We start from the raw sequence: 23,586 nt of genomic DNA, 5'->3' as shown, positions 1-23,586 counted from the left end.
AGGAGGTTGCCATGAAGTGGTTGGAGCCACTGGAACCGGAAAACGAGGAGGGCCTGGAGGGCGCGGAGGCGTGGTTCGAGGGCCTCGGCGTGGCCTACGATCCACAGCTGCTGCGGGTCTACCGCTTGCATATCCTGCAGCGCTTCCACGACTACGCCAGCGCCGAGCCGCCGGCGACACCCGATGAGGCCGAGGGGCAGGCCCGGGCACTGCTGCAACGCGCCCACGACGACTTCGTCGGCTCCGACGCCCGCAGCCAGGCCGCGCTGCGCATCCACCGGCAGGTGGCCCGGGGGGCGAGCGGCGAGGTCCCGGTGGCTCGAATCGGCCGTGGAGGATTCGGCTGATGCTGCCGCGGTTCCGGATCGGCGCGGCGGTGCGGGTGGCGCGCAACATCCGCAACGACGGCACCTACCCCGGCGTGGCCCGCGGTGAGCTGCTCGTCCCCCGGGGGAGCGTGGGTTACGTCCGTGATGTGGGGACCTTCCTGCAGGATCAGATCGTCTACAGCGTCTTCTTTCTGGATCAGGACCGCATGGTCGGCTGTCGCGAGGAGGAGCTCATGGATGCAGCCAGCCACTGGGTGGAGACCCGCTTCGAGTTTCGCGACCGTGTCACGCCCACGCGGCGGCTCGCCGTCCATGGCGAGGTGGTGGCCGAGCCGGGTGCGGTGGGCGAGATCATCCGCGTCCTGCGCGATGCACGCACCGGGCCGGCCTACCAGGTCCGCTTCCCGGGGCGTACGCTGCAGGTTCCGGAGCACGCCCTGGCGCCGCTGGCCGCCGAGGTGCCGGAGGTCACCGACGAGGACGTGGAGCGCTTCTACCGCGAGCATCCGGAGCGCTTCCAGCGGGACGAGACGCGCACCGTGCGCCATCTTCTGATCACCATCAACGACGAGTTCCCGGAGAATACCCGGCAGCGGGCCTGGGCGCGGGCGGAGAAGCTGGCCGGGAAGCTGGCGGACGACCCGCGGGGCTTTGCCGCCGCCGCCGAGCGCCACTCCGAGTGCCCCAGCGCCCTGCACGGCGGGCTGGTGGGCCGGGTGGCGCGGGGGCAGCTGCATGAGGAGCTGGACGCGGCCCTGTTCGAGATGGCCGCCGGCGAGGTGCGCGGCCCGGTGGAAACGGCGATGGGTCTGCACGTGCTCCTCTGCGAGACCGTGCACCCGCCCGACGTTGCCCCGCTGGATGACGAGCTGCGCGAGCGGATCCGCGGGGCCCTGCAGGAAAAGCGGGCCCGCCAGGTCCAACGGGATCGGGCGCGGGCCGGCCAGGGAGGGGAGAACCATGAGCCATCCGGGACTGGATGACGAGCGTATCCGCCGCTGGACCCACGGCTTCGCCGACGGCAGCGTCGTCCCGGTGCTCGGGCCGGGCGCGCTGGACGGGGCGTGTCACCCGGAGACCGGCGATGCCATGCCGGCAGACAACGAGCGGCTGATCCTCGCGCTGAATCAGGGCAAGCCGATGTCGCCGGTGCTGATGCACGAGTTCTCGCGGGCGGCGATGAAGGTCGAGCAGGATCACGGACGCCCCTATCTGGAGCGTTTTCTGCGGACCTGCTTCGGCGAGGTCCCCTGGACCCGGGCGCCGGTGATCGACTGGCTGGCGCAGCAGCGGCCGGCCTGGGTGGTGGATCTCAACCGGGATACCCAGCTCCAGGACGCCTGGGCCGGCACCCCGCACCTGCTGGTTCAGGGCGTCGCACGGGTCACTGGCGGGCGACGCTATCGGGTCTTCCGGCACGACAGCATCGGCTACCACGAGCTCCACGACGAGGCGGCCGAGTCGCCGCCGTCGCCGGCGGGTCCGATCCTGTTCAAGCCCCTGGGGTCGCCCCGGCCCGAGCCGAGCTTCGTTGCCTCGGACGCCGATTTTGTGGACTACCTCACCGAACTGATGGGCGGCTTTGCCCTGCCGCGGTTCCTCAAGGAGCGGCGGCGGGGCGTGCGCTACCTGAGTCTCGGGGTTCGCTTCACCCGGGATACCGAGCGCATGCTCTTCACCGAGATCACCCAGGAGGCCGGCGAGCCCAAGGGCTGGGCGTTGTTGCCCGCCACGGCCGGCAAGGAGCGGCGCTATCTCGCCCGACACGGCGTGACCGTGATCGAGGCCTGCGCCCGCGATCTGGCGGCGCGGGCCGTCGGCGTCGCCTCGTCACCCCAACGCGCCTGAGCGTCGCTCGTCCCGTCGGAGGGGGTGGCATCCGGATTGCGTTCGATCAATAATGACGACCGGTGCCACACAACCTGTCGATGAGGAGCAGGGGCGATGCGACGCAAGTGAATCCCCGGCCAGCCGGATGAGCCCTACCAGGTCCTCGCCTTCAGCGACCGCGGTCACACCGCCGTCTTCAGCGAGCACTGAAGCATCTCTCCTGTCGGTCGGGGAGCGGTTCTTCCCCTTGTCCGCTCCCCGACAACCCCCCGCCGATCATGTCGGACTTGCCACGGGCCTGCGGGCCGTCCCGGATCGTCGGGCCGGGCCCCCGGGGGTGTTCGCCCTTTCTTTGCTGATCGTTCTTGGTCTTCCTATAAGTCTTTTGGATCAACGGGTTGCGTAAACGCGGCGGGTCACCTTCGGCGCAGCGGGTCCGTCGTTGCCCCCTGCTGGCACGCCGGTTGCAAAACCCGGGTGCGAGCCGCTGAGGCGGCCGACGTAACCATCGGTCAGGAGGGATTAACCCATGAGACAGGCAGCAATCTACGGCAAGGGCGGCATCGGCAAGTCCACCACCACGCAGAACCTGGTGGCGGCGCTCGCCGAGAAAGGCAAGAAGGTGATGATCGTCGGCTGCGATCCGAAGGCCGACTCCACCCGCCTGATGCTCCATGCCAAGGCGCAGAACACGGTCATGCACCTGGCCGCCGAGGCGGGCAGCGTCGAAGACCTTGAGCTCGAGGACGTCCTGCAGGTCGGCTACGGCGACACCAAGTGCGTCGAGTCCGGTGGCCCGGAGCCGGGGGTCGGCTGCGCCGGCCGCGGCGTGATCACCGCCATCAACTTCCTCGAGGAGGAGGGCGCCTACGAGGACGACCTGGACTTCGTCTTCTACGACGTCCTTGGCGACGTGGTCTGCGGCGGCTTCGCCATGCCCATCCGCGAGAACAAGGCCCAGGAGATCTACATCGTCGTCTCCGGCGAGATGATGGCCATGTACGCGGCGAACAACATCGCCAAGGGCATCGTGAAGTACGCCAGCTCCGGCGGCGTGCGCATGGCCGGGCTGATCTGCAACTCCCGCAACACCGACCGCGAGGACGAGCTCATCGAGAACCTCGCCAGCCGGCTGGGTACCCAGATGATCGGCTTCATCCCGCGGGACAACATGGTCCAGCACGCCGAGATCCGGCGTATGACGGTCATCGAGTACAACCCGGAGTGCAAGCAGGCCGACGTCTACCGCGAACTGGCGGACAACGTCATCAACAACACCCAAATGGTCGTGCCCACGCCGCTGGGCATGGATGACCTCGAGGACCTGCTCATGGAGTTCGGCATCCTCGAGGAGGAGGACGAGTCCATCGTGGGGCAGAAGGCCGACGAGACCGCCTCGGCGTAAAGGGGGAGAGCCAATGAGCAGCATGACGCAGGACGAGGCCCAGGCGCTGATCGAGGAGGTCCTCGAGGTCTATCCCGAGGCTACCCGCGAGGAGCGCGCCAAGCACCTGGCCGCCGTCGGGGCCGACCAGCAGCCGAGCAAGTGCGTGACCTCCAACCGCAAGTCGGTGCCCGGGGTCATGACCCAGCGCGGCTGCGCCTACGCCGGCTCCAAGGGCGTGGTCTGGGGGCCGATCAAGGACATGGTGCACATCTCCCACGGCCCGGTGGGCTGCGGCCAGCTCTCGCGGGCCGGCCGTCGCAATTACTACACCGGCCACACCGGCGTGGATACCTTCGGCACCATCAACTTCACCTCCGACTTCCAGGAGCGGGACATCGTCTTCGGCGGTGACCCGAAGCTCGAGAAGATCATCGACGAAGTCGAGATGCTCTTCCCGCTCAACAAGGGCATCACCGTGCAGTCGGAGTGCCCCGTCGGGTTGATCGGCGACGACATCGACTCGGTGGGCCGTCAGGCCACCGAGCGCCTCGGTAAGCCGGTTATCCCGGTGCGCTGTGAGGGCTTCCGCGGGGTCTCGCAGTCCCTCGGCCACCACATCGCCAACGACACCATCCGCGACCACGTCCTGGAGAACCGCGACGGCGACGGCCACCAGGCCGGGCCCTACGACGTGGCCATCGTCGGTGACTACAACATCGGCGGCGATTGCTGGGCCTCGCGCATCCTGCTCGAGGAGATGGGCCTGAACGTGGTTGCCCAGTGGTCCGGCGACGGCACCCTGGCCGAGATGGAGAACACGCCCAAGGTGCAGCTCAACCTCCTGCACTGCTACCGCTCCATGAACTACATCTGCGAGCACATGGAGAAGACCCACGGCATCCCGTGGATGGAGTTCAACTTCTTCGGTCCGACGCGCATCGCCCAGAGCCTGCGCGAGATCGCTGCCCGGTTCGACGAGACCATCCAGGCCAACGCCGAGGCCGTCATCGCCAAGTACCAGCCGATGATGGACGCGGTGATCGCCAAGTACCGGCCGCGGCTGGAGGGCAAGAAGGTGATGCTCTACGTCGGCGGTCTGCGCTCGCGCCACGTCATCGGCGCCTACGAGGACCTGGGCATGGAGGTGCTCGGCACCGGCTACGAGTTCGCCCACGACGACGACTACGACCGCACCTACCCCGAGCTCAAGGAGGGGACGCTGGTCTACGACGACGCCAACGCCTTCGAGCTGGAGCGCTTCATCGAGCGGGTCCAGCCGGACCTGGTGGCCGCCGGGATCAAGGAGAAGTACGTGTTCCAGAAGATGGGTCTGCCGTTTAGGCAGATGCACTCCTGGGACTACTCCGGGCCGTATCACGGCTACGACGGCTTCGCGATCTTTGCCCGGGATATGGACATGACCCTCAACAACCCGGTCTGGGACCGCATGACCCCGCCGTGGAAGGCCACCGGCGAGCCGGCCTCCAAGGCGGCCTGACCATCTCAGCCAGGGGCGGGCCGCTCAGCCGGCCCGCCCGAACAGGGCAAGGCGCCGTGCCCGCAGCGCGGCGCAGCTGGAGGAAGCGCAATGAACGAAGACACCGAAGCCATCAAGCCGTGCTACCCGCTGTTCCGGGATGACGACTACCAACAGGTCCTCAGCCGCAAGCGCCGGGAGCAGGAGGAGGGCGTCGACGCGGCGAAGATCGACGAGACCTTCGAGTGGACCACCACCGAGGAGTACCAGCAGCTGAACTTCTCGCGCGAGGCGCTGACCGTCGATCCGGGTAAGGTCTGTCAGCCCCTCGGGGCGGTGCTCTGCTCGCTGGGGTTCGAGAAGACGCTGCCCTACGTCCACGGTTCCCAGGGGTGTGTGGCCTACTTCCGGACCTACTTCAACCGCCACTTCAAGGAGCCGGTGGCCTGTGTCTCCGACTCCATGACCGAGGATGCCGCGGTCTTTGGCGGGCACAAGAACATGAACCAGGGGCTGCAGAACGCCTACCAGATCTACCAGCCCGAGGTGATCGCCGTCTCCACCACCTGCATGGCCGAGGTCATCGGCGACGACCTCAACGCCTTCATCGGCAACGCCAAGGACGAGGGGTATCTGCCGCAGGAAGTGCCCACGCCTTTTGCGCACACGCCGAGCTTCGTCGGCAGCCACGTCACCGGCTGGGACGGCATGTTCGAGGGCATTGCCCGCTACTTCACCATCAACGAGATGGAGGACAAGCAGCCGGGCAGCAACGGCAAGGTCAACCTGGTGCCTGGCTTCGAGACCTACCTGGGCAGCTACCGCTGGCTCAAGCGCGCCCTGGGCGAGATGGGCGTGGAGGCCTCGCTGCTCTGCGATCCCACCGAGGTGCTCGACACCCCGGCCGACGGTGAATACCGGATGTACGCCGGTGGGACGCCGATTGACGAGGTCCGTGACGCCCCCAATGCGCTGGACACCCTGCTGCTCCAGCCGTGGATGCTGACCAAGACCAAGAAGTACATCAAGCAGACCTGGAAGCACGATTGCCCCGAGGTTCAGGTGCCCATCGGCCTCGAGGGAACCGACAACTTCCTGATGAAGGTCTCGCAGATCACCGGCAAGCCGATCCCCGAGTCCCTGGAGCTCGAGCGCGGGCGGCTGGTGGATATGATGACCGACTCCCACCAGTGGCTGCACGGCAAGCGCTTCGCCCTGTGGGGGGATCCGGACTTCGTCATGGGCATGACCCGGTTCCTCACCGAACTCGGCGCCGAGCCGCGCCACGTGCTCTGCCACAACGCCAATAAGCGCTGGGGCAAGGCCATGCGCGCCATGCTCGAGCAGACCCCGTACGGCGAGAGCGCCCAGGTCTACGTCGGCAAGGATCTCTGGCACATGCGCTCGCTGTGCTTCACCGACAAGCCGGATTTCATGATCGGCAACTCCTACGGGAAGTTCATCCAGCGCGACACCCTCTACAAGGGCAAGGAGTTCGAGGTGCCGCTGATCCGCCTCGGCTTCCCGATCTTCGACCGGCATCACCTGCACCGCAACAGCATCTGGGGCTACGAGGGGGCGATGTACATCCTCACCACCATCGTCAACGAGGTGCTCGCCCGGCTCGACGAGGAGACCCGTCACATGGGGGTCACCGACTTCAACTACGACCTGGTCCGGTGATCGAGGAGGAAAGAGCATGGCCATGAAGATCGATCCGGAACTGTGCACCAGCTGCGGCGACTGCGAGCCGGAGTGCCCGGAGGCGGCCATCAAGCGCAACAAGATGGGCCTCTACGAGATCATCGCGGACCGCTGCACCGAGTGCGAGGGGCATTTCGAGATGCCCCGCTGCGAGGAGGTCTGCGAGGTGGACGAGTGCATCGTCCCCGCCGACTGAAGGGAGGAGACGGCATGCAGGATGCGTCACTGCAACCGGAACTGGCCCTGCGCATCGGGCTGGCGGCGCGCGAGCTCCCGGAGCTCGACGTATCGCAGCTGGTGCGGGTGCTGACCGGGCTGCTCGGGGCACCGTTGAGCGCCGAGAAGCTCGCCGGGGTGACCCCCCGGGGGCTGCGCGACGCCGGCGGGGCCCACCACCTGGAGGCCGTTCAGCAGGCCCCGGCGGAGCGGCTGGAGGCCGCCTGCCGGGCCCTGCACGGCGAAGAGGCGGCACCAGAGCCGGTCCCCGAGCCGGAGACGGGTCCGTCGCCAGAGGGGACCATCCGGGTCGCCTGCGCCTCGAACAGCGGCGGTGAGCTGGATGGTCACTTCGGCGCCTGCGCCCGGTTCCTCATCTACGAAGTCGGTGCCGCCGGCTGCCGGCTTGCCGAGGTCCGGCCGGTGGCCGAGGCGGTCACTGGCAGCGGCACCCGGCGCGACGACCGCATCGCGGCCCGGGTGGCGCTGATCGCCGACTGCCACGTGCTGTACTGCTGCTCGATCGGCGGCCCGGCGGCGGCCAAGGTGGTCAACGCCGGGGTCTTTCCCATGAGGCGCGACGCCGGGGGAGCGGCCGCGGCGCACATGGACGAGCTTCGCGCCGCCCTGGCCGAGCGCCCGCCGCCGTGGCTGGCCCGGCTGATGGCCGGAGAAGGTGCGGCGCGGGTCGCGCCGTGAGGCCGGTTACCGGACGGGGCCAGCAATAGAATCCAACCATAAGCCACAAGGAGTTCACGGGATGCCAAGAGCCCAGGTAACGTTCAAGGATATCGATCTGACCGTCAGCGCGCCGGCGGGAACCCGGATCATCGAGCTGTCCGAGAAGGTCGGCTCGGGGATTGTCTACGGCTGCCGCGAGGGGGACTGCGGCACCTGTCTGTGCAAGGTGCTCGACGGAGAAGAGAACCTGAGCGCGCCCTCGGAGGTGGAGCAGAAGCTGCTACGCGAGCACTTTGCGGGCAAGCAGCAGCGCATCGCCTGCCAGGCGCAGATCCTCGGGGATGTCACGCTGAAACCGGCCTGATCCGCGCAGGGCGGGTCGGATACCCCGCGGGGCGGCGGCAGGGGGGGACGCCGTCCCGCGGGGTCGTTGACATTCAGCGCTGCTGCTTGAGGTGGAAGGCCCGCCCGCCGAGGGCGATCAGGTAGAAGGGCATGAGCACGGTGCCCACGGCTACCACCATGGCGATGAAGCCGAGGAAGCTTAGCCCCTCGCCCACCGTCGCCATCATCCACAGGCCGAGGATCAGCAGAAGGGCTGCGGGCAGGGCCTGCCCGGCCGGCGGCAGCTTGGCGGCGATGCCGGGGATGACGAAAATGAACAGGGCCAGGGCCATGATCGCCATCAGGATCCCGCCGAACCAGTAGGCGCCGGCCGAGGCCGCGACGGCGCCGGGCACGCCGGTGGCCACCGCCACCAGGAAGGTGACGAGCTCGAGGCGCGTGTGTTCCTTCTGAAGCATGGGTAAAGGCTCCTCTCGGATACCGGGTTCCGCGGGAGCTGCGGCGTGTTGCCCCGCTGTGGCTCCCGCACTCGCGTGTCATGGTGCCACAATCTAAGGATGAGACCGGTGCGCGGGCAAGCGCCGAGGCCCGCTGCACCGGACCTTTGGCCGGATTCTGCCGGATGCGATCGAGGGAGCCGTCATGAGCATGCAGAAAATCGTCTTCGCCAGCGACCTGTCGGAACGCGCCGGGCGGGCCGGGCGCCGCGCCGTACAGTTGGCCGAGGCCTGGGACGCCACGCTGGAGGCGGTCCACGTCATCGAAAGCGACGCGCCGGGGCTGCGCGCGCTCAGCGGCTCGCCGGATCGGGAAGGGGTGTTCCAGGCCGCCGCCGAGCAGCAGCTCCAGTCCGGGACCCCGGGCCACCGCGCGCAGCCCCGGGTCCTGATCGGGGATGTGATCGGCGAGGTGGTCTACGCCGCGGACGAGGGCGGCGCCGACCTGCTGGTCGTCGGTGCCCACGGCCGGCAGTACGTGCGCGACTGGATCCTGGGCACCACCGCCGAGCAGCTGGTTTGCCACGCACGGACGCCGACGCTGGTGGTCCGGCGCGACTCCGATGCGCCGTATCGGCGCGTTGCTGTGGGCGTCGATTTCTCGGATTGCTCGCGGGCGGCGCTTCAGTACGCGCGGCGCTGTTTCCCGGCGGCCGAGCTGCACCTGCTCTATGTGGTGGATACCGCCGAGCTGGATCGCATGCGCGCTGCCGGCATCGGCGATAGCTACATCCAGGAGCAGCAGACGCGCTGGATGGACGAGGCGCGGGCCGACCTGGAATCGTTCGCCCGGGACGAGGGGCTGGGCGCCGACGAGGTGCACCTGGAGGTGCACGCCGGCTATCCGGCCACGATCCTGCTCGAGGCCCTGGGCGGGCTGGGCGCCGATGTGGTGGTGATGGGCAACCACGGGCGTGGCCGCTGGGCGAACATGCTGCTCGGCAGCGTTGCCGCACGGCTGCTGCGGGAGGTGTCCACGGATCTGCTGCTGGTCCGCGACGACGCCCCCGGGTTCGAGGACGGGGACTGAGCGCTGCTCCGGAGCCCTGCCGGAGGGATCCGGCAGGGGCAGGGTCGGTGGGGCGGGTTTACTGCTCGGTGGCGCAGGCGGCCCAGGCGCTGATGAGCTCGGTCTCCTGCTCGAAGAAGCGGTCGACGGCGGCCTCGGTGGACTCGTCCCGACCGATGAACAGGTAGTCGTTGAGCATCTCCAGGTCGTAGTCCATGCAGCCGATGAAGGCGGCGATCTGCGGATGGTCCTCGTCGAAGCCGAGGCGGGCGAGGGCGTGGATGGTCTCCGCGCCGCCAAGCGCGCCCCTCGGATCGTCGAGGAACGCCAGCTGGTAGGCGCCGAACTTCCAGTGCGGGCTCCAGCCGGTGACCACGATGGGCTCGTCGCGGCGCGCGGCCCGGTCCAGCGAGGCCGTCATGCCGGCGTCGCTGGCCTCGATCAGCGTATAATCCAGCCCGTAGGTCTCGATGGCCTCGTGGGACAGGCGCATCAGCCCGGCGCCCGGGTCGATGCCCTGGATGGTCCCGTCGAGCGCGTCCTGCCAGCGCTCCTCATTGAGCTGATCGATGCTGGTCAGTCCGTCCTCGTACAGCCAGCGCGGCACCACCCAGCCCAGGCGGGCGTCGCCGTAGAGCACGCCCAGGTCGAGCAGGTCGTCACTGTAGCGCTCGATGTAGTCCTCGTGGGTGATCGGCTGCCACGACATCAGCATCAAGTCCAGGTCGCCGCGGGCGATGCCGGTGTACTGCGGCGCGATGTCGGTCTGGACCAGTTCGACGTCGACGTCGTAGCGCTCCTCGAGCAGCCGTTCGGCGATCCGGGTGACGAACTCCGCGTCGGCCCAGGCCGTCCAGCCGATGCGGATCTCCTGGCCGGCGGTGGCCGCCAGCGGGGCAATGAGCAGCGCAGCACCGGCGGTGCGCAACCATGAATGAGCCATCGGGCTATCCTCCATTACGGGGTCGAACCCCCCAGCGGAGTATAGTCCGTCGGTCCGGCCGCGCGGGATTCAGGCTCGGGCCACCTCCGGGAAGCGCTCGATCAGGGCCACCGCCCCGTCGACCAGGCGCTCGCCGCGGCTGACCAGCTTCTCGGTGCTGGCGAAGCCGAAGCGGTGGACGTCGCGCAGCGGCTTGTCGACGACCACCAGCTTGCCGGCAAGCACGAAGGCGCGGCCGAAGCCTTCGTGGCTGAGGTTGATCACCGGCACCGCCATCACCCCGCTGCGCGCCTCGATCCGCGCGGACACGGCGTTGTAGAAGGTGCGCACCCGGTTGACCGTTTCGCCGTCGGGGTCGGCGACCACGGGGATGGCGCGCTTGCGCTCGGGGGTGAGGATGAACGGATCGATGACCGCCGCATCGCTGTAGTGTTCCCACGCCCCGAAGGTGTCCGTGGCACGGACCTGGCGGAGCAGCTCACGGATGAACGGTGTCTCGAGGGCGGGATCCTGATCGTCCAGGACCTGCGCGGTGGCGGTGGTTTCGGGTTGCTCGTCCTGCGGGTTCCAGGTCCACATGGGGGTTCCTCCCTGGTTGGCTGCAGCTGGTCAGTCGGCCCACCAGCCGGTGGCCTCCATGGCGTCGAAACGGGCCTCGCCGGCCGGTTCGCCGCGCAGGGCCCGGCTCAGCCAGGCCGGCGGGCGCTCGCGCAACTGCGCGATCAGGGTGCCCAGCACGGTGTCGATGGCGGTGCCGTGGGAGACCTTGCGCGGCTGGCACCCCTGTGTGAGCAGCCGTCGCACGGCCGGGGCGCCGATGGCGTTGCAGTAGAGCGCGGCGCAGCCCTCGACGACCTGCAGGCGCGGTGCCAGGCGGTCGCAGTCCGGCGCCGCGTCGGCCGGCTCCTCGATGTCGGCCACCTCCAGCAGCCGGGTGCCCGAACACCCCACCTGGTAGATGGCGAAGCCGCTGGCCAGCCCGAAGTGCTGGTCCACGGTGTGCCGGTCGGCGGTGGCGAAGGCGATGCGCACCGAGCCCTGGTGGGCGGGTTCCAGCCCCTCCCCGTCGGCGATCCTTAAGTGACGGACAGTCATCACGGCTCCTCAGGCGATATCGGCGCTGCGGTAGATCGAGCGGTAGGGGCGCACGTCGCCGTGCACCTCGCGATGCTCGAGGAGGGTGTTGGCCAGCTCGAAGAGGGTGTCGCGGCTGCCGCGGTAGCCCACCCGGGGGCGGGTGTGCAGCCCGACCCGCTCCCAGATGGGGTAGCCGCACTGCACGATGGGCACCCCCAGCCGGCCGGCGGTGGCGGCGGCGTGGCCGCTGCCGAGGATCAGCTCCACGCCGTCCTCGCGGCCGTGGTGCTCCAGCGCCTCCAGGTCGCCGATATGCACCCGGCGCGCCGGTATGGCGTCGAGCACCGGCGAGCGCTCCGGGGCCACGGCGGTGGTCACCTCGGCGCCGGCGTCGTGGAGCAGGGTGGTCAGCCCGGCGAGCAGGTCCGCCTCGGTGGCCACGCCCACCGGCGTGGTGCCGAGCACCGAGTGGGTGTCGAGCAGGGCGTCCTGCAGCTGCCGACGCTGGCGCTGGATGCGTGGTGGCGGGGCGGTGCGGTCGGCGATGGCGCACAGGACCATAACCAGTCGGTCCGTGGCGTGCAGGCCCATCAGGTGCTCGAAGCGGTAGTCGGGGACCCCGGTGCGCTCGCGCAGCCGGTCCGCCGCGCGGTTCAGCGAGGCGCCCACGACCACCGTGGCGGCGGCGTCGCCGCAGCCACGCAGCGCCTCCAGCGGCGTCCCGTCGGTGGTGATCGGGCTGAAATCGTCGTCGTCCAGGTGGCCGTCCATGGAGGCCCCCAGGTCGGGGATGGCCACCGGCTCCAGGCCGAAGGCCTCGAGCAACTCGCACAGCGCCTCGGCATCCCCGGGCGAGACGGCGTCGGAGAGCAGCAGGTTGACCCGCCGCGGTGCCCGGCCGGGGCGGGTGCCCTCGGCGGGGACCAGGTGTTCGATGACCGCCTCCACCGTGGCCGCGTAGCCACTGGCCAAGCTGCCGACGAAATCCGGCGTGTTCACCGGCACCACGGCGGTGGTGGCGTGCTCCGGGTGCTCGCTGCGGAAGGTGCGCACCAGTCGTTCGATGTCCGTACCCTCGGCCTCCGAGAGCCCGGTGGTCAGCAGCGTGATCAGCGCCGGCGCGGACTTGCTGCACAGGGTATCCAGGGCGCCGAGGACGTTATCGTCGGCGCCGAGCACCGCGCTGATCGGGTCGATGGCCGTGGTCTGCAACGGGATCGGCTCGTTGAAGTGGCGCACGAAGTAGACCTTGCCGAAGGCCGTGCAGCCCTGGGCGCCGTGGAGCAGCGGCACGGCGCCGCGGAAGCCGAGGGTGGCGAGGGTGCCACCCACCGGTTGGCTGGCCTTCAGCGGGTTGACGCTCAGCGGGCTGGTGGATCGTTCGATGCGGGTCATGGCCCGGTCCTCCCTTCCTGCCGTTCCCAGGGCGCCGGTTCACGCACCTGGGGCCAGATGGGGCTCTCGATGCTGCGGCACAGCTGGCGGGCCAGCTCCACCATGCCGGTGTAGCCGGCGTAGGCGTGGGGGCGCTCCTGGTTGATGTCCAGAAACGGGATGCGCGCCTTCAGCGCGGTGTACATGTTCCGTCCGCCGGCGATGAGCACGTCGGCCTCGTGGGCGCGGACGGTGTCGATCAGCGTCCGCGGCGCGCCGCTATCGAGCATCTGCGCCTGCTCGCCCATCAGCTCGCGGATACGCGCCTTGTCCGCCTCGGTGGATTTGCGCGTTCCGGTGGCGACCACCTCCATGCCCAGATCCTGCAGCGCCGAGACCACCGACCAGCTCTTCACGCCGCCGGTATAGAGCAGGGCGCGGCGCCCGCGCAGGCGCTCGCGGTAGGGCTCCAGCGCGGCATCGGCGCGGGCCTCCTCGCGGGCGATGACCTGCTCGGTGCGCTCGGTCAGTGCCGGGTCGTCGATCAGCCGGGCGAAGCCGCGCAGGGCGGCGGAGGTGTCGGCGACGCCGTAGAAGCTGCCCTCGAAATACGGGATGCCGTAGCGCTCCTCCAGGGTGCGCGCCACATTCAGCAAAGCCTTGGAGCAGACCAGCATGTTGGCCTCGGCCCGGTGGAGGGTCTGCAGCTCGTGGTAGCGGGCGTCGCCGGATAGGCTGCCGAGCAGGCGCAGGCCGAGCTCGTCGAGCAGCGGCAGGACGTTCCAGAATTCGCCGGCGATGTTGAACTCGCCGATCAGGCCTACGTCGTGGATCTGGCGGTCCGCCGGTTGGTCCTCTGCCGGCACCGGTTCCGGCTCGCGGGTGCCGACGATGTGCCGGACCACCGCCTCGCCAGCGATGCGGTTGCCCAGGTTTTTGCTGCCGTAGAATCCGGCGCAGTCCACCGGGATGACTGGCGTGCCCCAGCGGCGCTCGGCGCTGCCGCACACCGCCTCGAGGTCGTCGCCGGTGAGTGCCGGTACGCAGGTGTTGTAGACGAACACCGCCGCCGGGGCGTGTTCGTCCACGGCCTGCTTGATGGCGTGGAACAGCCGCGCCTCGCCCCGGCCCATGATCACGTCCTGCTCGCTGAGGTCGGTGGTCATGCCGATGCGCCACAGGGTGGGCCCGGTGGAGCGGGTGCCGCGGTTATCCCAGGAACTGCCGGCGCAGCCGATGGGGCCGTGGACGATGTGGGCGGCGTCGGCCACCGGCAGCAGGGTGATCTGGGCGCCGTCGAAGGCGCAGCCGCCGGCGGCGGCCCCGGGGGTGGGACGTGCGCAGCCGGACTTCGACCCCTGGTTGTGGGCGCAGCCCGGCTCGTCGAGCAGAGCGGCGATCTCCTGGTTGCGCATGGGCGGGCAGCTCCGGTCGTGGGTGGCTTGCCCGCAGTGCAGCAAGGCGCGTGCCACGCCCGGTCCGCGGTCGCCGCCGCCCTGTGCCGGGCGGTGACCGGGCGGCGAGCGGCGCGCGCGTGTCGCAAATCCGACGGGCGGGCGTTATCGTGTGCCCTTTCGCACAACCTGCGTTGACCCGGGATAGGGCGCACCGCAGACTATTTGGAATCGTTGCAAAGTACCCGGGACCCGAGCCATGCGGCAGATCCTGCTCGACACCGAGACCACTGGCATGGACCCCGCCGAGGGGCACCGCATCATCGAGATCGGCTGCGTGGAACTCGAGCGCCGGCGGCTGACCGGCAACAACTTCCACGAGTACCTCAATCCCGATCGGGCGGTGGACGAGGGCGCGGAGAACGTTCACGGCCTGTCGAACCGCTTCCTGGCGGACAAGCCGCGTTTCGCCGACATCGCCCGGCGCTTCGTCGACTATGTCCGGGATGCCGAGCTGATCATCCACAACGCCCCCTTCGACGTCGGCTTCATCGACGCCGAGTTGGCCCGTCTGGGGCCGGCGTGGGGGCAACTCGAGGACTACTGCACCGTCACCGATTCGCTGCAGCTGGCGCGGCGCATGCATCCGGGGCAGCGCTGCAGCCTCGACGCGCTGTGCAAGCGCTACGGCGTGGACGGCTCGCGGCGCGAACTCCACGGCGCGCTGCTCGACTCCGAGCTGCTCGCCGAGGTCTACCTGGCCATGACCGGTGGCCAGGGCAAGCTCTCCCTGGACGGCGAGGGCCTGGAGCCGGGCGGCGCCGAGCCGATCCAGCGGCTGTCCCCGGAGCGGCCGCGACTGCGCGTCCCGGAATCGGGCGAGCTGGAGCGCGAGGCCCACGAGCAGTTGCTCCAGCGGATCGAGGCGACCTGCGGTGGCCCGGCGCTGTGGCGCCGGGCGGGCGGCGGCGAAGAGGCGGCCGGCTCATGATCCGGGCACCGCTGCGGGCGCTGACCTTCGATCTCGACGACACCCTGTGGTCCGTCGAGGACGTGCTCGCGGCGGCCGAGCAGACCCTGCACGACTACCTGCGCGAAGCCTACCCGGTGGTGGCCGAGCGCTTCGATCCCGATCGCATGCGCCAGCTCCGCCGCGAACTCGCCGCCGCGCGGCCTGAGCTGACGCGTAACGCGACCACCCTGCGCCGTGCCACCATGGCCGAGATCGCCCGCTGCTGCGGGATCGATGGGACGGCCGCGGAGCGCTTTGTGGAGCAGACCTTTGCCGTCTTTCTCGAGGCGCGGCAGGCCCGGGTGGCCCCGTTCCCCGAGGTGTTGCCGGCGCTGCGCGAGCTCTCGGCGCGCTTTCGGATCGGCGTGATCACCAACGGCAACGCCGATGTCTACCGTACGGCGCTGGGGCCCTGCGTCGACTTCGTGGTGCGCGGCGTGGATATTGACATCCCCAAGCCGGAGCCGGCGATCTTCGCCCTGGCCTGTGAGCGTGCCGGGGTACCGCCGGGGGAGGTCCTGCACGTCGGTGATGATCCGCACACCGACGCCGCCGGCGCCCTGGCCGCGGGTATGCAGGCGGCGCTGATGTGCCGTCACGGCCCGCCGGAGCCGCCGGACGGCGTGCCCGACTGCCTCATGGTCCCGGACATGGAGGCGCTGCGCCGTGCCATCGAGCGCAGTGTGGGTGCGGGGCCGGCACAGGACGTTTAGAATGCTGTACAAAAGATGTACAAACCCAGGGAGATCATGAGTCGGGAGAGTGAGCAGAACCGGGAGGATGGTGCCCAAGAGCCAGAGCCACGCATACCGGTCGGCGTGAGCAGCTGCCTGCTCGGCGAGGAGGTGCGCTACGACGGCGGCCACAAGCGCAATCCCTTCGTGACCGAGGCGCTCTCGCGCTACTTCCGCTACGTGCCCGTCTGCCCCGAGGTGGCCATCGGGCTGCCCACCCCGCGGCCGCCCATCCGCCTGGAGCAGGCCGAGGACGAGCGGGTGCGGGTGAGTGGTGTGCGTGACCGGCAGACCGACGTCACCGAGGCCATGGAGGCCTACGGCCGCGAGAAGGGGCGTGAGCTGCACTGGCTCAGCGGCTATATCCTCAAGTCCAAGTCGCCGAGTTGCGGCATGGAGCGGGTCAAGGTGTATAAGCCCGACGGCCATCCGGCCGGGTTCTCAAGCCGTGGCGCCTACGCGCGGACACTGATGGAGACGAATCCGCTGCTGCCGGTCGAGGAGGAGGGCCGGCTCAATGATCCGGCCCTGCGCGAGGGCTTTGTCTGTCGGGTCTTCTGCTACTACCGTTGGCAGCGCCTGGTCGAGGCGGGTCTGACGCGCAAGGCCCTGGTGGACTTCCACGCCGAGCACAAGCTGTTGCTCATGGCCCACGACGACCAGCGCATGCGCGCGCTCGGGCGGTTGGTCTCGACGCTGGGCGAGCGGCCGCTGGAGGCCGTGGCCGAGGCCTACATCGAGGCGTTCATGGCGGCGCTGGCCCGGCCGGCCACCCGGGGGCGGCACGCCAACGTGCTCTATCACCTGCTCGGCTACCTCAAGCGGGAGCTGGATCCGGCGGACAAGCAGGAGGTCGTGGACGTCATCGAGCAGTACCGCACCGGCATGGTGCCGCTGATCGTGCCGGTGACGCTGCTGCGCCACCACTTCCGCCACTGGCCGGATCCCTACGTGGAGCGGCAGTTCTATCTCTACTGGAGCCCGCCGGAACTGGCGCTGCTCAATCAGGTCTGACCGGGCGGCCGGGGTCGCTCCACGACATTCGAGACGAAAAGGAAGGGCTGCGTGCCGTTACGTTCGTTGCTGCGCAAGGGTTGGGGGGTCGCTGCGCCCGTGGTGGTGCTGCTGGCGGCCGTGCTGGTGCTGGCGGCGCTGGTCTGGACCCGCCCCGATCCGCCTGCCGAGGAGCCCACCGAACCCTCGTGGGTGGTCGCCACCGAGCGCGCCGAGCCCGGCGTCCACCAGCCGCTGCTGCGCCTGTTCGGCTATATCGAGTCGCCCTCGGATGTCACCGTCAAGTCCGCGGTGGAGGCCGACGTCGCCGAGGTCCGGGCGCGCGACGGCCGCGTGGTGGAGGCCGGCGAGCTGCTGGTGCGCCTGGACGACGGTGAACTGCGTGACACCCTGCGCCAGCGTCAGGCCGATCTCGACGAGCAGGAGGCCGCACTGCGCCAGGAGCGCCGCGCGGTTGCGGCGGACCGCGAGGATCTCGAGGCCGAGAAGGCGCTGCTGGCCATCGATGAGCGGCGGGTGGCGCGGCTCGAGGAGCTCGTGGCCGACAACGCCGCCTCGCCCTCGGAACTCGACGACGCCGAGGAGGCCCGGGAGCGGCAGCGCCAGGCGGTGATCCGGGCGCAACAGGCGGTGGACGACGCCGAGGAGCGCTTGGCCGTGGCCGAGGCGCGGCGCGACAGTGCGGAGGCGGCCCGCGACCAGGCCCGGCGCGACGTGCGCCGCACCGAGGTGCGTGCCCCCTTCGACGGCCGGGTCAGGGCGGTGGCCGTGGGCCGGGGCGATCGAGTGAGCCCGGGCAGCGAACTCGTCGGCCTCTACGACACCGGCGAGCTGGAGGTCCGGGTGCAGATCCCCACCACGCGCATCGGGGCCCTCTATCGGGCCCGCGCCGCTGACACCGGGGTGTACGGTGAGGCCCTGGTGGACGGCCGCGGGCTCGCCCTGGAGCTGGACCGGCTGGCCGGGCACACCCCCCGGGAGCGCGGCGGGGTCGAGGCGATCTTCGCCGTCGAGGAGCGCCACGACGAGGTCGCCCTGGATCGCTTTGCCGAGGTGATGCTGGAGCTGCCCCCGGAGCCGGGCACGCTGGTGGTGCCCTACGAGGCGCTCTACGGCACCGAGCGGCTCTACGTCATCGAGGAGGACGAGGAGGCCAAGCGCCTACGCGGCATCGAGGTGCAGCGCCTGGGCGAGGCGCGGCGCCCCGACGGGGGCCGGGGGGCGCTGGTTCGCGCCCCGGAGATCGATGCCGGCACGCAGATCGTTACCACCCAGATCCCGCAGGCCACGGATGGGCTGCGCGTGCGCGTCGAAGCGGAGAGCCGCTAGGCGATGGTCGAGCAGCGGCGAGACGCGCTGCGCTGGTTGGCGGAGCACCCGGTAGCGGCCAACCTGGTGCTGGCGCTGATGTTCATCAGCGGCTTCTACGCCGTCAGCCAGCTCAACACCCAGTTCTTCCCCAGCTTCGAGCTCGACGTGGTCACCGTGCAGGTGCAGTGGCCGGGCTCCACCGCCGAGGACGTCGCCGACTCGGTCACCACCCCCCTGGAGGACGCCGTGCGCGACGTCCAGGGGCTGCGTGAGATGCAGTCGCGCTCGGCGGACGGCGTCAGCAACATCAGCCTCGAGTTCTTCCAGGGCACCGACATGGCCGACACGGTGGAGGACGTCAAGGACCGCGTCGCCGCCGTGCGCAACCTCCCGGAGGAGGCCGAGGAGCCGACCATCCGGCGCATCACCCAGTTCGACCCGGTGGCCCGCGTGGTGCTCAGCGGCGATGCCCCGCCATCGAGCATGCGCGCCTGGGCGCGTGAGCTCGAGGACGACCTGCTGCGCCGCGGGGTGGCCAATGTCGAGGTCACCGGCATGCCGGATCTGGAGACGGCCATCGAGGTCGAGCAGCACGTGCTGCTCGACTCCGGGCTGACCTTCGGCGACCTGGGGGCTGCCATCGACGCCGAGAGCACCGATCTGCCCGGCGGCGAGGCCGGCGAGGCGGATATCGCCCGGCAGCTGCGCAGCCTCGAGCAGCGCCGCGGCGTGCAGGAGTTCCGCGATCTGCAGATCACCGACGGCGATGGCCAGCCGCTGCTGCTCAGCGACCTGGCGCAGATCGAGCGCCGTGCCCGGGACGGCCAGGTGGACTTCCGCCTGGGCGAGGACACCGCCATCGAACTCTACGTCCAGCGCGCCGAGGGCGAGGACGCCCTGGGGGCGGCGGCCATCCTCGAGGCCTGGTACGACGATGTCACGCCGACCCTGCCCGAGGGGCTCGAGCTCACCGTCTACGACGAATTCTGGGAGCTGATCAGCGAACGCATCGGCCTGCTGGTCAGCAACGGCCTGGCCGGGCTGCTGCTGGTGGTGGCCATCCTCTTCACCTTCCTCACCGCCCGGGTGGCGTTCTGGGTGACGGTGGGCATCCCCGCCGCCTTCCTCACCGCGCTGGTGGTGCTCTGGGGCGTGGGCGGCAGCATCAACATGATGAGCCTCTTCGCGCTGATCATGACCCTGGGGATCATCGTCGACGACGCCATCGTGGTCGGAGAGCGCGGCGTGGCCCGCTTCCAGCGCGGCGAATCGCCGGGGGAGGCCGCCGCCGGCGGCGCGCGGGACATGCTCGCCCCGGTGATGGCCTCTTCGCTGACCACGGTGGCGGCGTTCATCCCGTTGATGGCGATCAGCGGGGTGATGGGCAATATCCTCTTCGACATCCCGTTGGTGGTGATCTGCGTGATCATCGCCTCACTGATCGAGGCCTTCATCGTCCTGCCCGGGCACCTGCGCCGCTCCTTCGAGGGCGATCAGCGCGGGCGCGAGCCGAGCCGCTTCCGGCGCTGGGTGGACAGCGGCTTCCACGGTTTCCGCGAGGGGGCTTACCGGCGCGGCATCACCCGGGCGGTGGAGTGGCGCTGGACCACGGTCTCGTCGGCGGTGGCGCTGCTGGTGGCGGCGGTGGGACTGGTGGTTGGTGGTCGGATCGAGTTCACCTTCTTCCCCGAGCCCGAGGGGACGGTGCTGCACGCCAACGTCGGCTTCGCGCCGGGCACGCCGCCGGAGCGGGTGGAGGCCTTCCTGGCCGACATGGAGCGCCAGCTCCACGCCGCCGACGAGGCGCTCTCCGAGCAGCGGCTGGTGCGCACCCACACCGTGCGCTACGGCGAGATGCAGGCCCGCGACGCCCAGGACGCCAACCGTGGCGATCATTACGGCAGCATCGCCGTGGAGCTGATCTCGCCGGAGGATCGTGACGTCCGCAACACCGATCTGATGAACGCCTGGGAGGAGCGCATCACCGAGCGTCCCGGTCTGGAGCGGCTGGTCATCCGAGAGCGCAGCGCCGGCCCGCCCGGCGAGGACATCGACGTCCGCCTGACCCAGGGGGATCCGGGCACCCTGCGGGCGGCCGCCGACGAGCTGCGCCAGGTGCTGCACCGCTATCCGGGGCTGGGCAGCATCGACGACGACCTGCCCTACGGTCAGGAGCAGTGGGTGTACCGTCTCACCGCCGAAGGCCGGGCCCTGGGGCTGACCACCGAGGCGGTCAGCCGGCAGGTGCGCGATGCCTTCGCCGGCGAGCTGGCCCAGGTCTACCACCAGGGCCGTGACGAGGTGGAGGTGCGCCTGCGCCAGCCGCTGGCCGAGCGCCGCGATCTCTCGGCGGTGACCGATCTGCAGATCCGCCTGCCCGACGGGGATCTGGTACCGCTGGAGAGCGTGGCCACCATCGAGTCGCGCCGTGGTTTCGAGGTGGTGCGCCACCACAACGGCGAGCTGGCCGTGAGTGTGACCGGCGACGTGGACGACCGGGTGGCCAACACCGGGCAGATCCGCGCCGATCTGCGCGAGAATGTCCTGCCGGAACTCACCGAGCGTTACGGCGTGGCCGCCGAGTTCGGCGGGCAGGCGGACTTCCAGGACGAGACCCTGGCCGATATGCAGCGCGGGCTGTTCTTCGCCCTGGGGCTGATCTACCTGATCCTGGCGTGGGTCTTCGCCTCCTACGGCTGGCCGCTGCTGGTGATGTCGGTGATCCCCTTCGGGCTGGTCGGGGCGCTGGTCGGCCACTGGGTCATGGGGCTCGACCTGACCCTGCTCTCGCTCTTCGGCCTCTTCGGCCTGACCGGCATCACCGTGAACAACGCCATCATCCTGACGCTGTTCTACAAGCAGATCCGCAATGACGGCACACCGGTGGTCGAGGCCCTGGCCGAGGCCTCCTGCCAGCGCCTGCGGGCGATGATCCTCACCTCGCTGACCACCATCGGCGGGCTGTTGCCGCTGCTCGCCGAGCAGTCGGTACAGGCGCAGTTCCTCATCCCCATGGCGGCGGCCATCGCCTTCGGTCTGGCCGGGGCCACGGGTATCGTGCTGTTCCTGATGCCGGCGCTGCTGCGCATCTATGAAGACGCGGTTGCCGGGGTGACGCGGTGGCGGTACGGTACAACGCCATGACCGAGCATGCGGACCATACGCCCCGGTTCGGGGCCCTGATCATCGGCGACGAGCTGCTCACCGGCCGGCGCCGTGATCGGCACATGGAGGCGGTGATCGAGCGGCTCGACGCCCGCGGGCTGGAGCTCGCCTGGGCACGGCTGATCGGTGACGACCCGCAGTTGCTGACCCGCACCCTGGGCGAGACCTTCGCCGGGGGCGACATCGTCTTCAGCTTCGGCGGCATCGGCGCCACTCCCGACGACCGCACCCGGCAGTGCTGCGCCGAGGCGGTGGGACGGCCGTTGGAGCGCCACCCCGAGGCCGAGGCGGCCATGCGCGAGCAGTTCGGTGCCGAGACCACCGAGCAGCGCCTGCGCATGGTGGAGTTTCCCGCCGGCGCCTGGATGATCCCCAACCCGGTCAACCGGGTGGCGGGCTTCTCCTGGGGCGACCACCACTTCGTCCCCGGCTTCCCGCGCATGGCCTGGCCCATGGTGGAGTGGGTGCTGGACACCCACTACGCCCACCTGCAGGCGCCGGGGCGCACGCTGCAGCGCGCGGTGCGTGTCCCCGGGGCGCGCGAGGGGGCGATGATCCCGCTCCTTGAGCGCTTCACCGCCGCGTACCCGGATCTGCGCATCTCCTGCCTGCCGGGTGGCGGCCGCGAGCGCGGCTTCGAGGTCGAGCTCGGTGTGCGCGGGCCGGCGCCGCGGGCCACCGAGGCGCTGGAGGCGCTCACCCGCGAACTCGAGGCCGCTGGCTACGGCTGGGAGCCGGTAGCCGACGCAACTCCCGGCGCTGGCAACGGTCCAACCCCATAATCCCCTGCGTTACCCATCGAGGTCCTGAGCCCATGTCGGATCCCTCCGTCATCGAGCCGTCCACCCGCTATTTCCGTCCCGAGGCGTTCACCGCCGACGAGACGCTCAGCGCCGATGAGCGCGAGGCGCTGCGCGAGCGCATCCGCGCGCTCCTGCGCGAGCGCGATGCGGTGCTCGTCGCCCACTACTACACCGACGCCGAGCTGCAGCGGCTGGCCGACGAGACCGGCGGCTGTGTCGCCGACTCGCTGGAGATGGCCCGCTTCGGCGCCGAACATCCGGCCTCCATGCTGGCCGTCGCCGGCGTGCGCTTCATGGGCGAGACGGCCAAGATCCTCACCCCGGACAAGCGGGTGATCATGCCGGATCTCGAGGCCACCTGCTCGCTGGATGTCGGCTGTCCGGCCGACGAGTTTGCGGCGTTCTGTGATCAGCACCCGGATCGCACGGTGGTGGTCTACGCCAACACCTCCGCGGCGGTGAAGGCCCGCGCCGACTGGGTGGTGACCTCGAGCATCGCCGTGGACGTGGTGGCCCACCTGCACGAGCGCGGCGAGAAGATCCTCTGGGCGCCGGACAAGTACTTGGGGGACTACGTGCAGCGCCAGACCGGTGCGGACATGCTGCTCTGGGATGGCAGCTGCATCGTCCACGAGGAGTTCCGCGGCCTGGAGCTGGCCGATATGCGCCAGGCGCACCCCGGGGCCCGGGTGCTGGTCCACCCGGAGTCGCCGGCGGCGGTGGTCGAGCAGGCCGACGTGGTCGGCTCCACCTCGCAGCTGATCCGTGCCGTGGCCGAGATGGAGGCCGACACCTTCATCGTTGCCACCGACGCCGGCATCTTCCACAAGATGCACGAGGCTGCCCCGGACAAGACGCTCATCGAGGCGCCCACCGCCGGGCGCAGCGCCACCTGCCGCTCCTGCGCTCACTGCCCGTGGATGGCCATGAACGGGCTGCGCAGCCTGGCGGCGGCGCTCGAGGCCGGTGAGCCGCAGGTCACCGTGGATCCCGGGGTGGCAGCCGGGGCGCGGCGCTCGCTCAACCGTATGCTCGATTTCGCCGCCGAGCGGGCCCGGCAGGTCCTCGGCACCGGCGACGCCTGACCGGCACGCCCGGCGCGGTGGCTACCCCGCGGCGGCGTCCGCCGCGCGGCGCTCGGCGATGCGCCGCTGCAGCGCTTCGTGGCGGATCTCGTCCACCGGAAAGTCCCACATCAGCCCCATGGCCGCGAGCTTGAGCGCCGCCGGGGCGATCCCCGCGACGAGCAGCAGGGTGCTGACCTCGCCCGTGCCCGGGGCGGGG

Annotated in this window: 23 protein-coding genes; 17 read left to right on the top strand and 6 right to left on the bottom strand. The window is 70.1% G+C overall.

Annotation, left to right across the window (positions count from 1 at the left end; translation table 11 throughout):
* Positions 1-11 precede the first annotated feature (11 nt).
* From nifW to CCR79_RS01760, 9 genes are all read left to right on the top strand, one after another.
* Entirely contained in the window at positions 12-347 is a 336-nt protein-coding gene (gene nifW, locus CCR79_RS01800; protein WP_201168080.1) for a nitrogenase-stabilizing/protective protein NifW, read from the top strand.
* Complete coding sequence (locus CCR79_RS13865; protein WP_201168077.1) at positions 347-1,312, top strand: nitrogen fixation protein NifZ; 966 nt, start codon at positions 347-349, stop codon at positions 1,310-1,312. The genes nifW and CCR79_RS13865 overlap by 1 nt, the downstream gene beginning before the upstream one ends.
* The gene (locus CCR79_RS01790; protein WP_201168074.1) at positions 1,290-2,177 is read left to right on the top strand and encodes an SIR2 family protein; all 888 of its coding nucleotides are present in this window, start codon (positions 1,290-1,292) and stop codon (positions 2,175-2,177) included. The genes CCR79_RS13865 and CCR79_RS01790 overlap by 23 nt, the downstream gene beginning before the upstream one ends.
* Before the next feature lie 511 nt (positions 2,178-2,688).
* Complete coding sequence (gene nifH / locus CCR79_RS01785; protein WP_201168071.1) at positions 2,689-3,564, top strand: nitrogenase iron protein; 876 nt, start codon at positions 2,689-2,691, stop codon at positions 3,562-3,564.
* A gap of 13 nt (positions 3,565-3,577) precedes the next feature.
* Positions 3,578-5,044 carry a nitrogenase molybdenum-iron protein alpha chain gene (gene nifD, locus CCR79_RS01780; RefSeq protein WP_201168069.1) on the top strand — a complete coding sequence of 489 codons (1,467 nt, stop codon included), beginning with the start codon at positions 3,578-3,580 and terminating at the stop codon, positions 5,042-5,044.
* Between the two features lie 90 nt (positions 5,045-5,134).
* Entirely contained in the window at positions 5,135-6,706 is a 1,572-nt protein-coding gene (gene nifK / locus CCR79_RS01775) for a nitrogenase molybdenum-iron protein subunit beta (protein ID WP_201168066.1), read from the top strand.
* A 16-nt stretch (positions 6,707-6,722) separates the two neighbouring features.
* A complete protein-coding gene (locus tag CCR79_RS01770) occupies positions 6,723-6,923 on the top strand; it encodes a 4Fe-4S binding protein (protein WP_201168064.1) in 201 nt (66 codons plus the stop codon).
* 14 nt (positions 6,924-6,937) lie between these two features.
* Positions 6,938-7,642: a dinitrogenase iron-molybdenum cofactor biosynthesis protein gene (locus tag CCR79_RS01765; RefSeq protein ID WP_201168062.1), complete on the top strand. Its 705-nt coding sequence runs from the start codon at positions 6,938-6,940 to the stop codon at positions 7,640-7,642.
* Positions 7,643-7,703: 61 nt separating this feature from the next.
* Positions 7,704-7,988 (top strand): 2Fe-2S iron-sulfur cluster-binding protein, encoded by a 285-nt coding sequence (locus tag CCR79_RS01760; protein ID WP_201168061.1) that lies wholly within the window; start codon positions 7,704-7,706, stop codon positions 7,986-7,988.
* Positions 7,989-8,061: 73 nt separating this feature from the next.
* On the opposite strand, the gene CCR79_RS01755 is transcribed toward CCR79_RS01760, so the two are convergent.
* A complete protein-coding gene (locus tag CCR79_RS01755) occupies positions 8,062-8,427 on the bottom strand; it encodes a hypothetical protein (RefSeq protein WP_201168060.1) in 366 nt (121 codons plus the stop codon).
* A 184-nt stretch (positions 8,428-8,611) separates the two neighbouring features.
* Here CCR79_RS01755 and CCR79_RS01750 point away from each other — a divergent pair, with 184 nt between their 5' ends.
* Positions 8,612-9,496, top strand: a complete 885-nt coding sequence (locus CCR79_RS01750; RefSeq protein WP_201168059.1) for a universal stress protein — start codon at positions 8,612-8,614, stop codon at positions 9,494-9,496.
* A 58-nt stretch (positions 9,497-9,554) separates the two neighbouring features.
* Here CCR79_RS01750 and CCR79_RS01745 read toward each other — a convergent pair whose 3' ends face one another.
* The 5 genes from CCR79_RS01745 to nifE form a co-directional block, all read right to left on the bottom strand.
* Complete coding sequence (locus CCR79_RS01745; RefSeq protein WP_201168058.1) at positions 9,555-10,418, bottom strand: glycine betaine ABC transporter substrate-binding protein; 864 nt, start codon at positions 10,416-10,418, stop codon at positions 9,555-9,557.
* A 69-nt stretch (positions 10,419-10,487) separates the two neighbouring features.
* Positions 10,488-10,997, bottom strand: a complete 510-nt coding sequence (locus CCR79_RS01740; protein ID WP_201168057.1) for a NifX-associated nitrogen fixation protein — start codon at positions 10,995-10,997, stop codon at positions 10,488-10,490.
* 30 nt (positions 10,998-11,027) lie between these two features.
* A complete protein-coding gene (locus CCR79_RS01735) occupies positions 11,028-11,513 on the bottom strand; it encodes a NifB/NifX family molybdenum-iron cluster-binding protein (protein WP_201168056.1) in 486 nt (161 codons plus the stop codon).
* Between the two features lie 9 nt (positions 11,514-11,522).
* On the bottom strand, positions 11,523-12,890 hold the full coding sequence (gene nifN, locus CCR79_RS01730; protein ID WP_201168055.1) for a nitrogenase iron-molybdenum cofactor biosynthesis protein NifN: 1,368 nt from the start codon (positions 12,888-12,890) through the stop codon (positions 11,523-11,525).
* Positions 12,887-14,284, bottom strand: coding sequence for a nitrogenase iron-molybdenum cofactor biosynthesis protein NifE (gene nifE / locus CCR79_RS01725; protein WP_201168054.1), 1,398 nt, complete (start codon positions 14,282-14,284; stop codon positions 12,887-12,889). Before nifE ends, nifN begins: the two co-directional genes overlap by 4 nt.
* 238 nt (positions 14,285-14,522) lie before the next feature.
* Here nifE and dnaQ point away from each other — a divergent pair, with 238 nt between their 5' ends.
* From dnaQ to nadA, 7 genes are read left to right on the top strand one after another with little or no spacing between them, the layout of a single operon-like run.
* Complete coding sequence (gene dnaQ, locus CCR79_RS01720; protein WP_201168053.1) at positions 14,523-15,254, top strand: DNA polymerase III subunit epsilon; 732 nt, start codon at positions 14,523-14,525, stop codon at positions 15,252-15,254.
* A complete protein-coding gene (locus CCR79_RS01715) occupies positions 15,251-15,988 on the top strand; it encodes an HAD family hydrolase (protein ID WP_201168052.1) in 738 nt (245 codons plus the stop codon). The genes dnaQ and CCR79_RS01715 overlap by 4 nt, the downstream gene beginning before the upstream one ends.
* Positions 15,989-16,003: 15 nt before the next feature.
* On the top strand, positions 16,004-17,023 hold the full coding sequence (locus tag CCR79_RS01710) for a YbgA family protein (RefSeq protein WP_242510783.1): 1,020 nt from the start codon (positions 16,004-16,006) through the stop codon (positions 17,021-17,023).
* Positions 17,024-17,074: 51 nt separating this feature from the next.
* Positions 17,075-18,352 (top strand): biotin/lipoyl-binding protein, encoded by a 1,278-nt coding sequence (locus CCR79_RS01705; RefSeq protein ID WP_201168050.1) that lies wholly within the window; start codon positions 17,075-17,077, stop codon positions 18,350-18,352.
* Between the two features lie 3 nt (positions 18,353-18,355).
* Complete coding sequence (locus CCR79_RS01700; protein ID WP_201168049.1) at positions 18,356-21,478, top strand: efflux RND transporter permease subunit; 3,123 nt, start codon at positions 18,356-18,358, stop codon at positions 21,476-21,478.
* Positions 21,475-22,281 (top strand): competence/damage-inducible protein A, encoded by an 807-nt coding sequence (locus CCR79_RS01695; protein WP_201168048.1) that lies wholly within the window; start codon positions 21,475-21,477, stop codon positions 22,279-22,281. Before CCR79_RS01700 ends, CCR79_RS01695 begins: the two co-directional genes overlap by 4 nt.
* Before the next feature lie 32 nt (positions 22,282-22,313).
* Positions 22,314-23,387, top strand: a complete 1,074-nt coding sequence (gene nadA / locus CCR79_RS01690) for a quinolinate synthase NadA (protein ID WP_201168045.1) — start codon at positions 22,314-22,316, stop codon at positions 23,385-23,387.
* The last annotated feature ends 199 nt before the right edge of the window (positions 23,388-23,586 follow it).

Origin of the sequence: Halorhodospira halophila (assembly GCF_016653405.1) — a bacterium.
Taxonomy (GTDB): Bacteria; Pseudomonadota; Gammaproteobacteria; order Nitrococcales; family Halorhodospiraceae; genus Halorhodospira; species Halorhodospira halophila_A.
The sequence above is the reverse complement of the archived record's forward strand: the minus strand, read 5'-3'. Positions and strand labels throughout refer to the sequence as shown.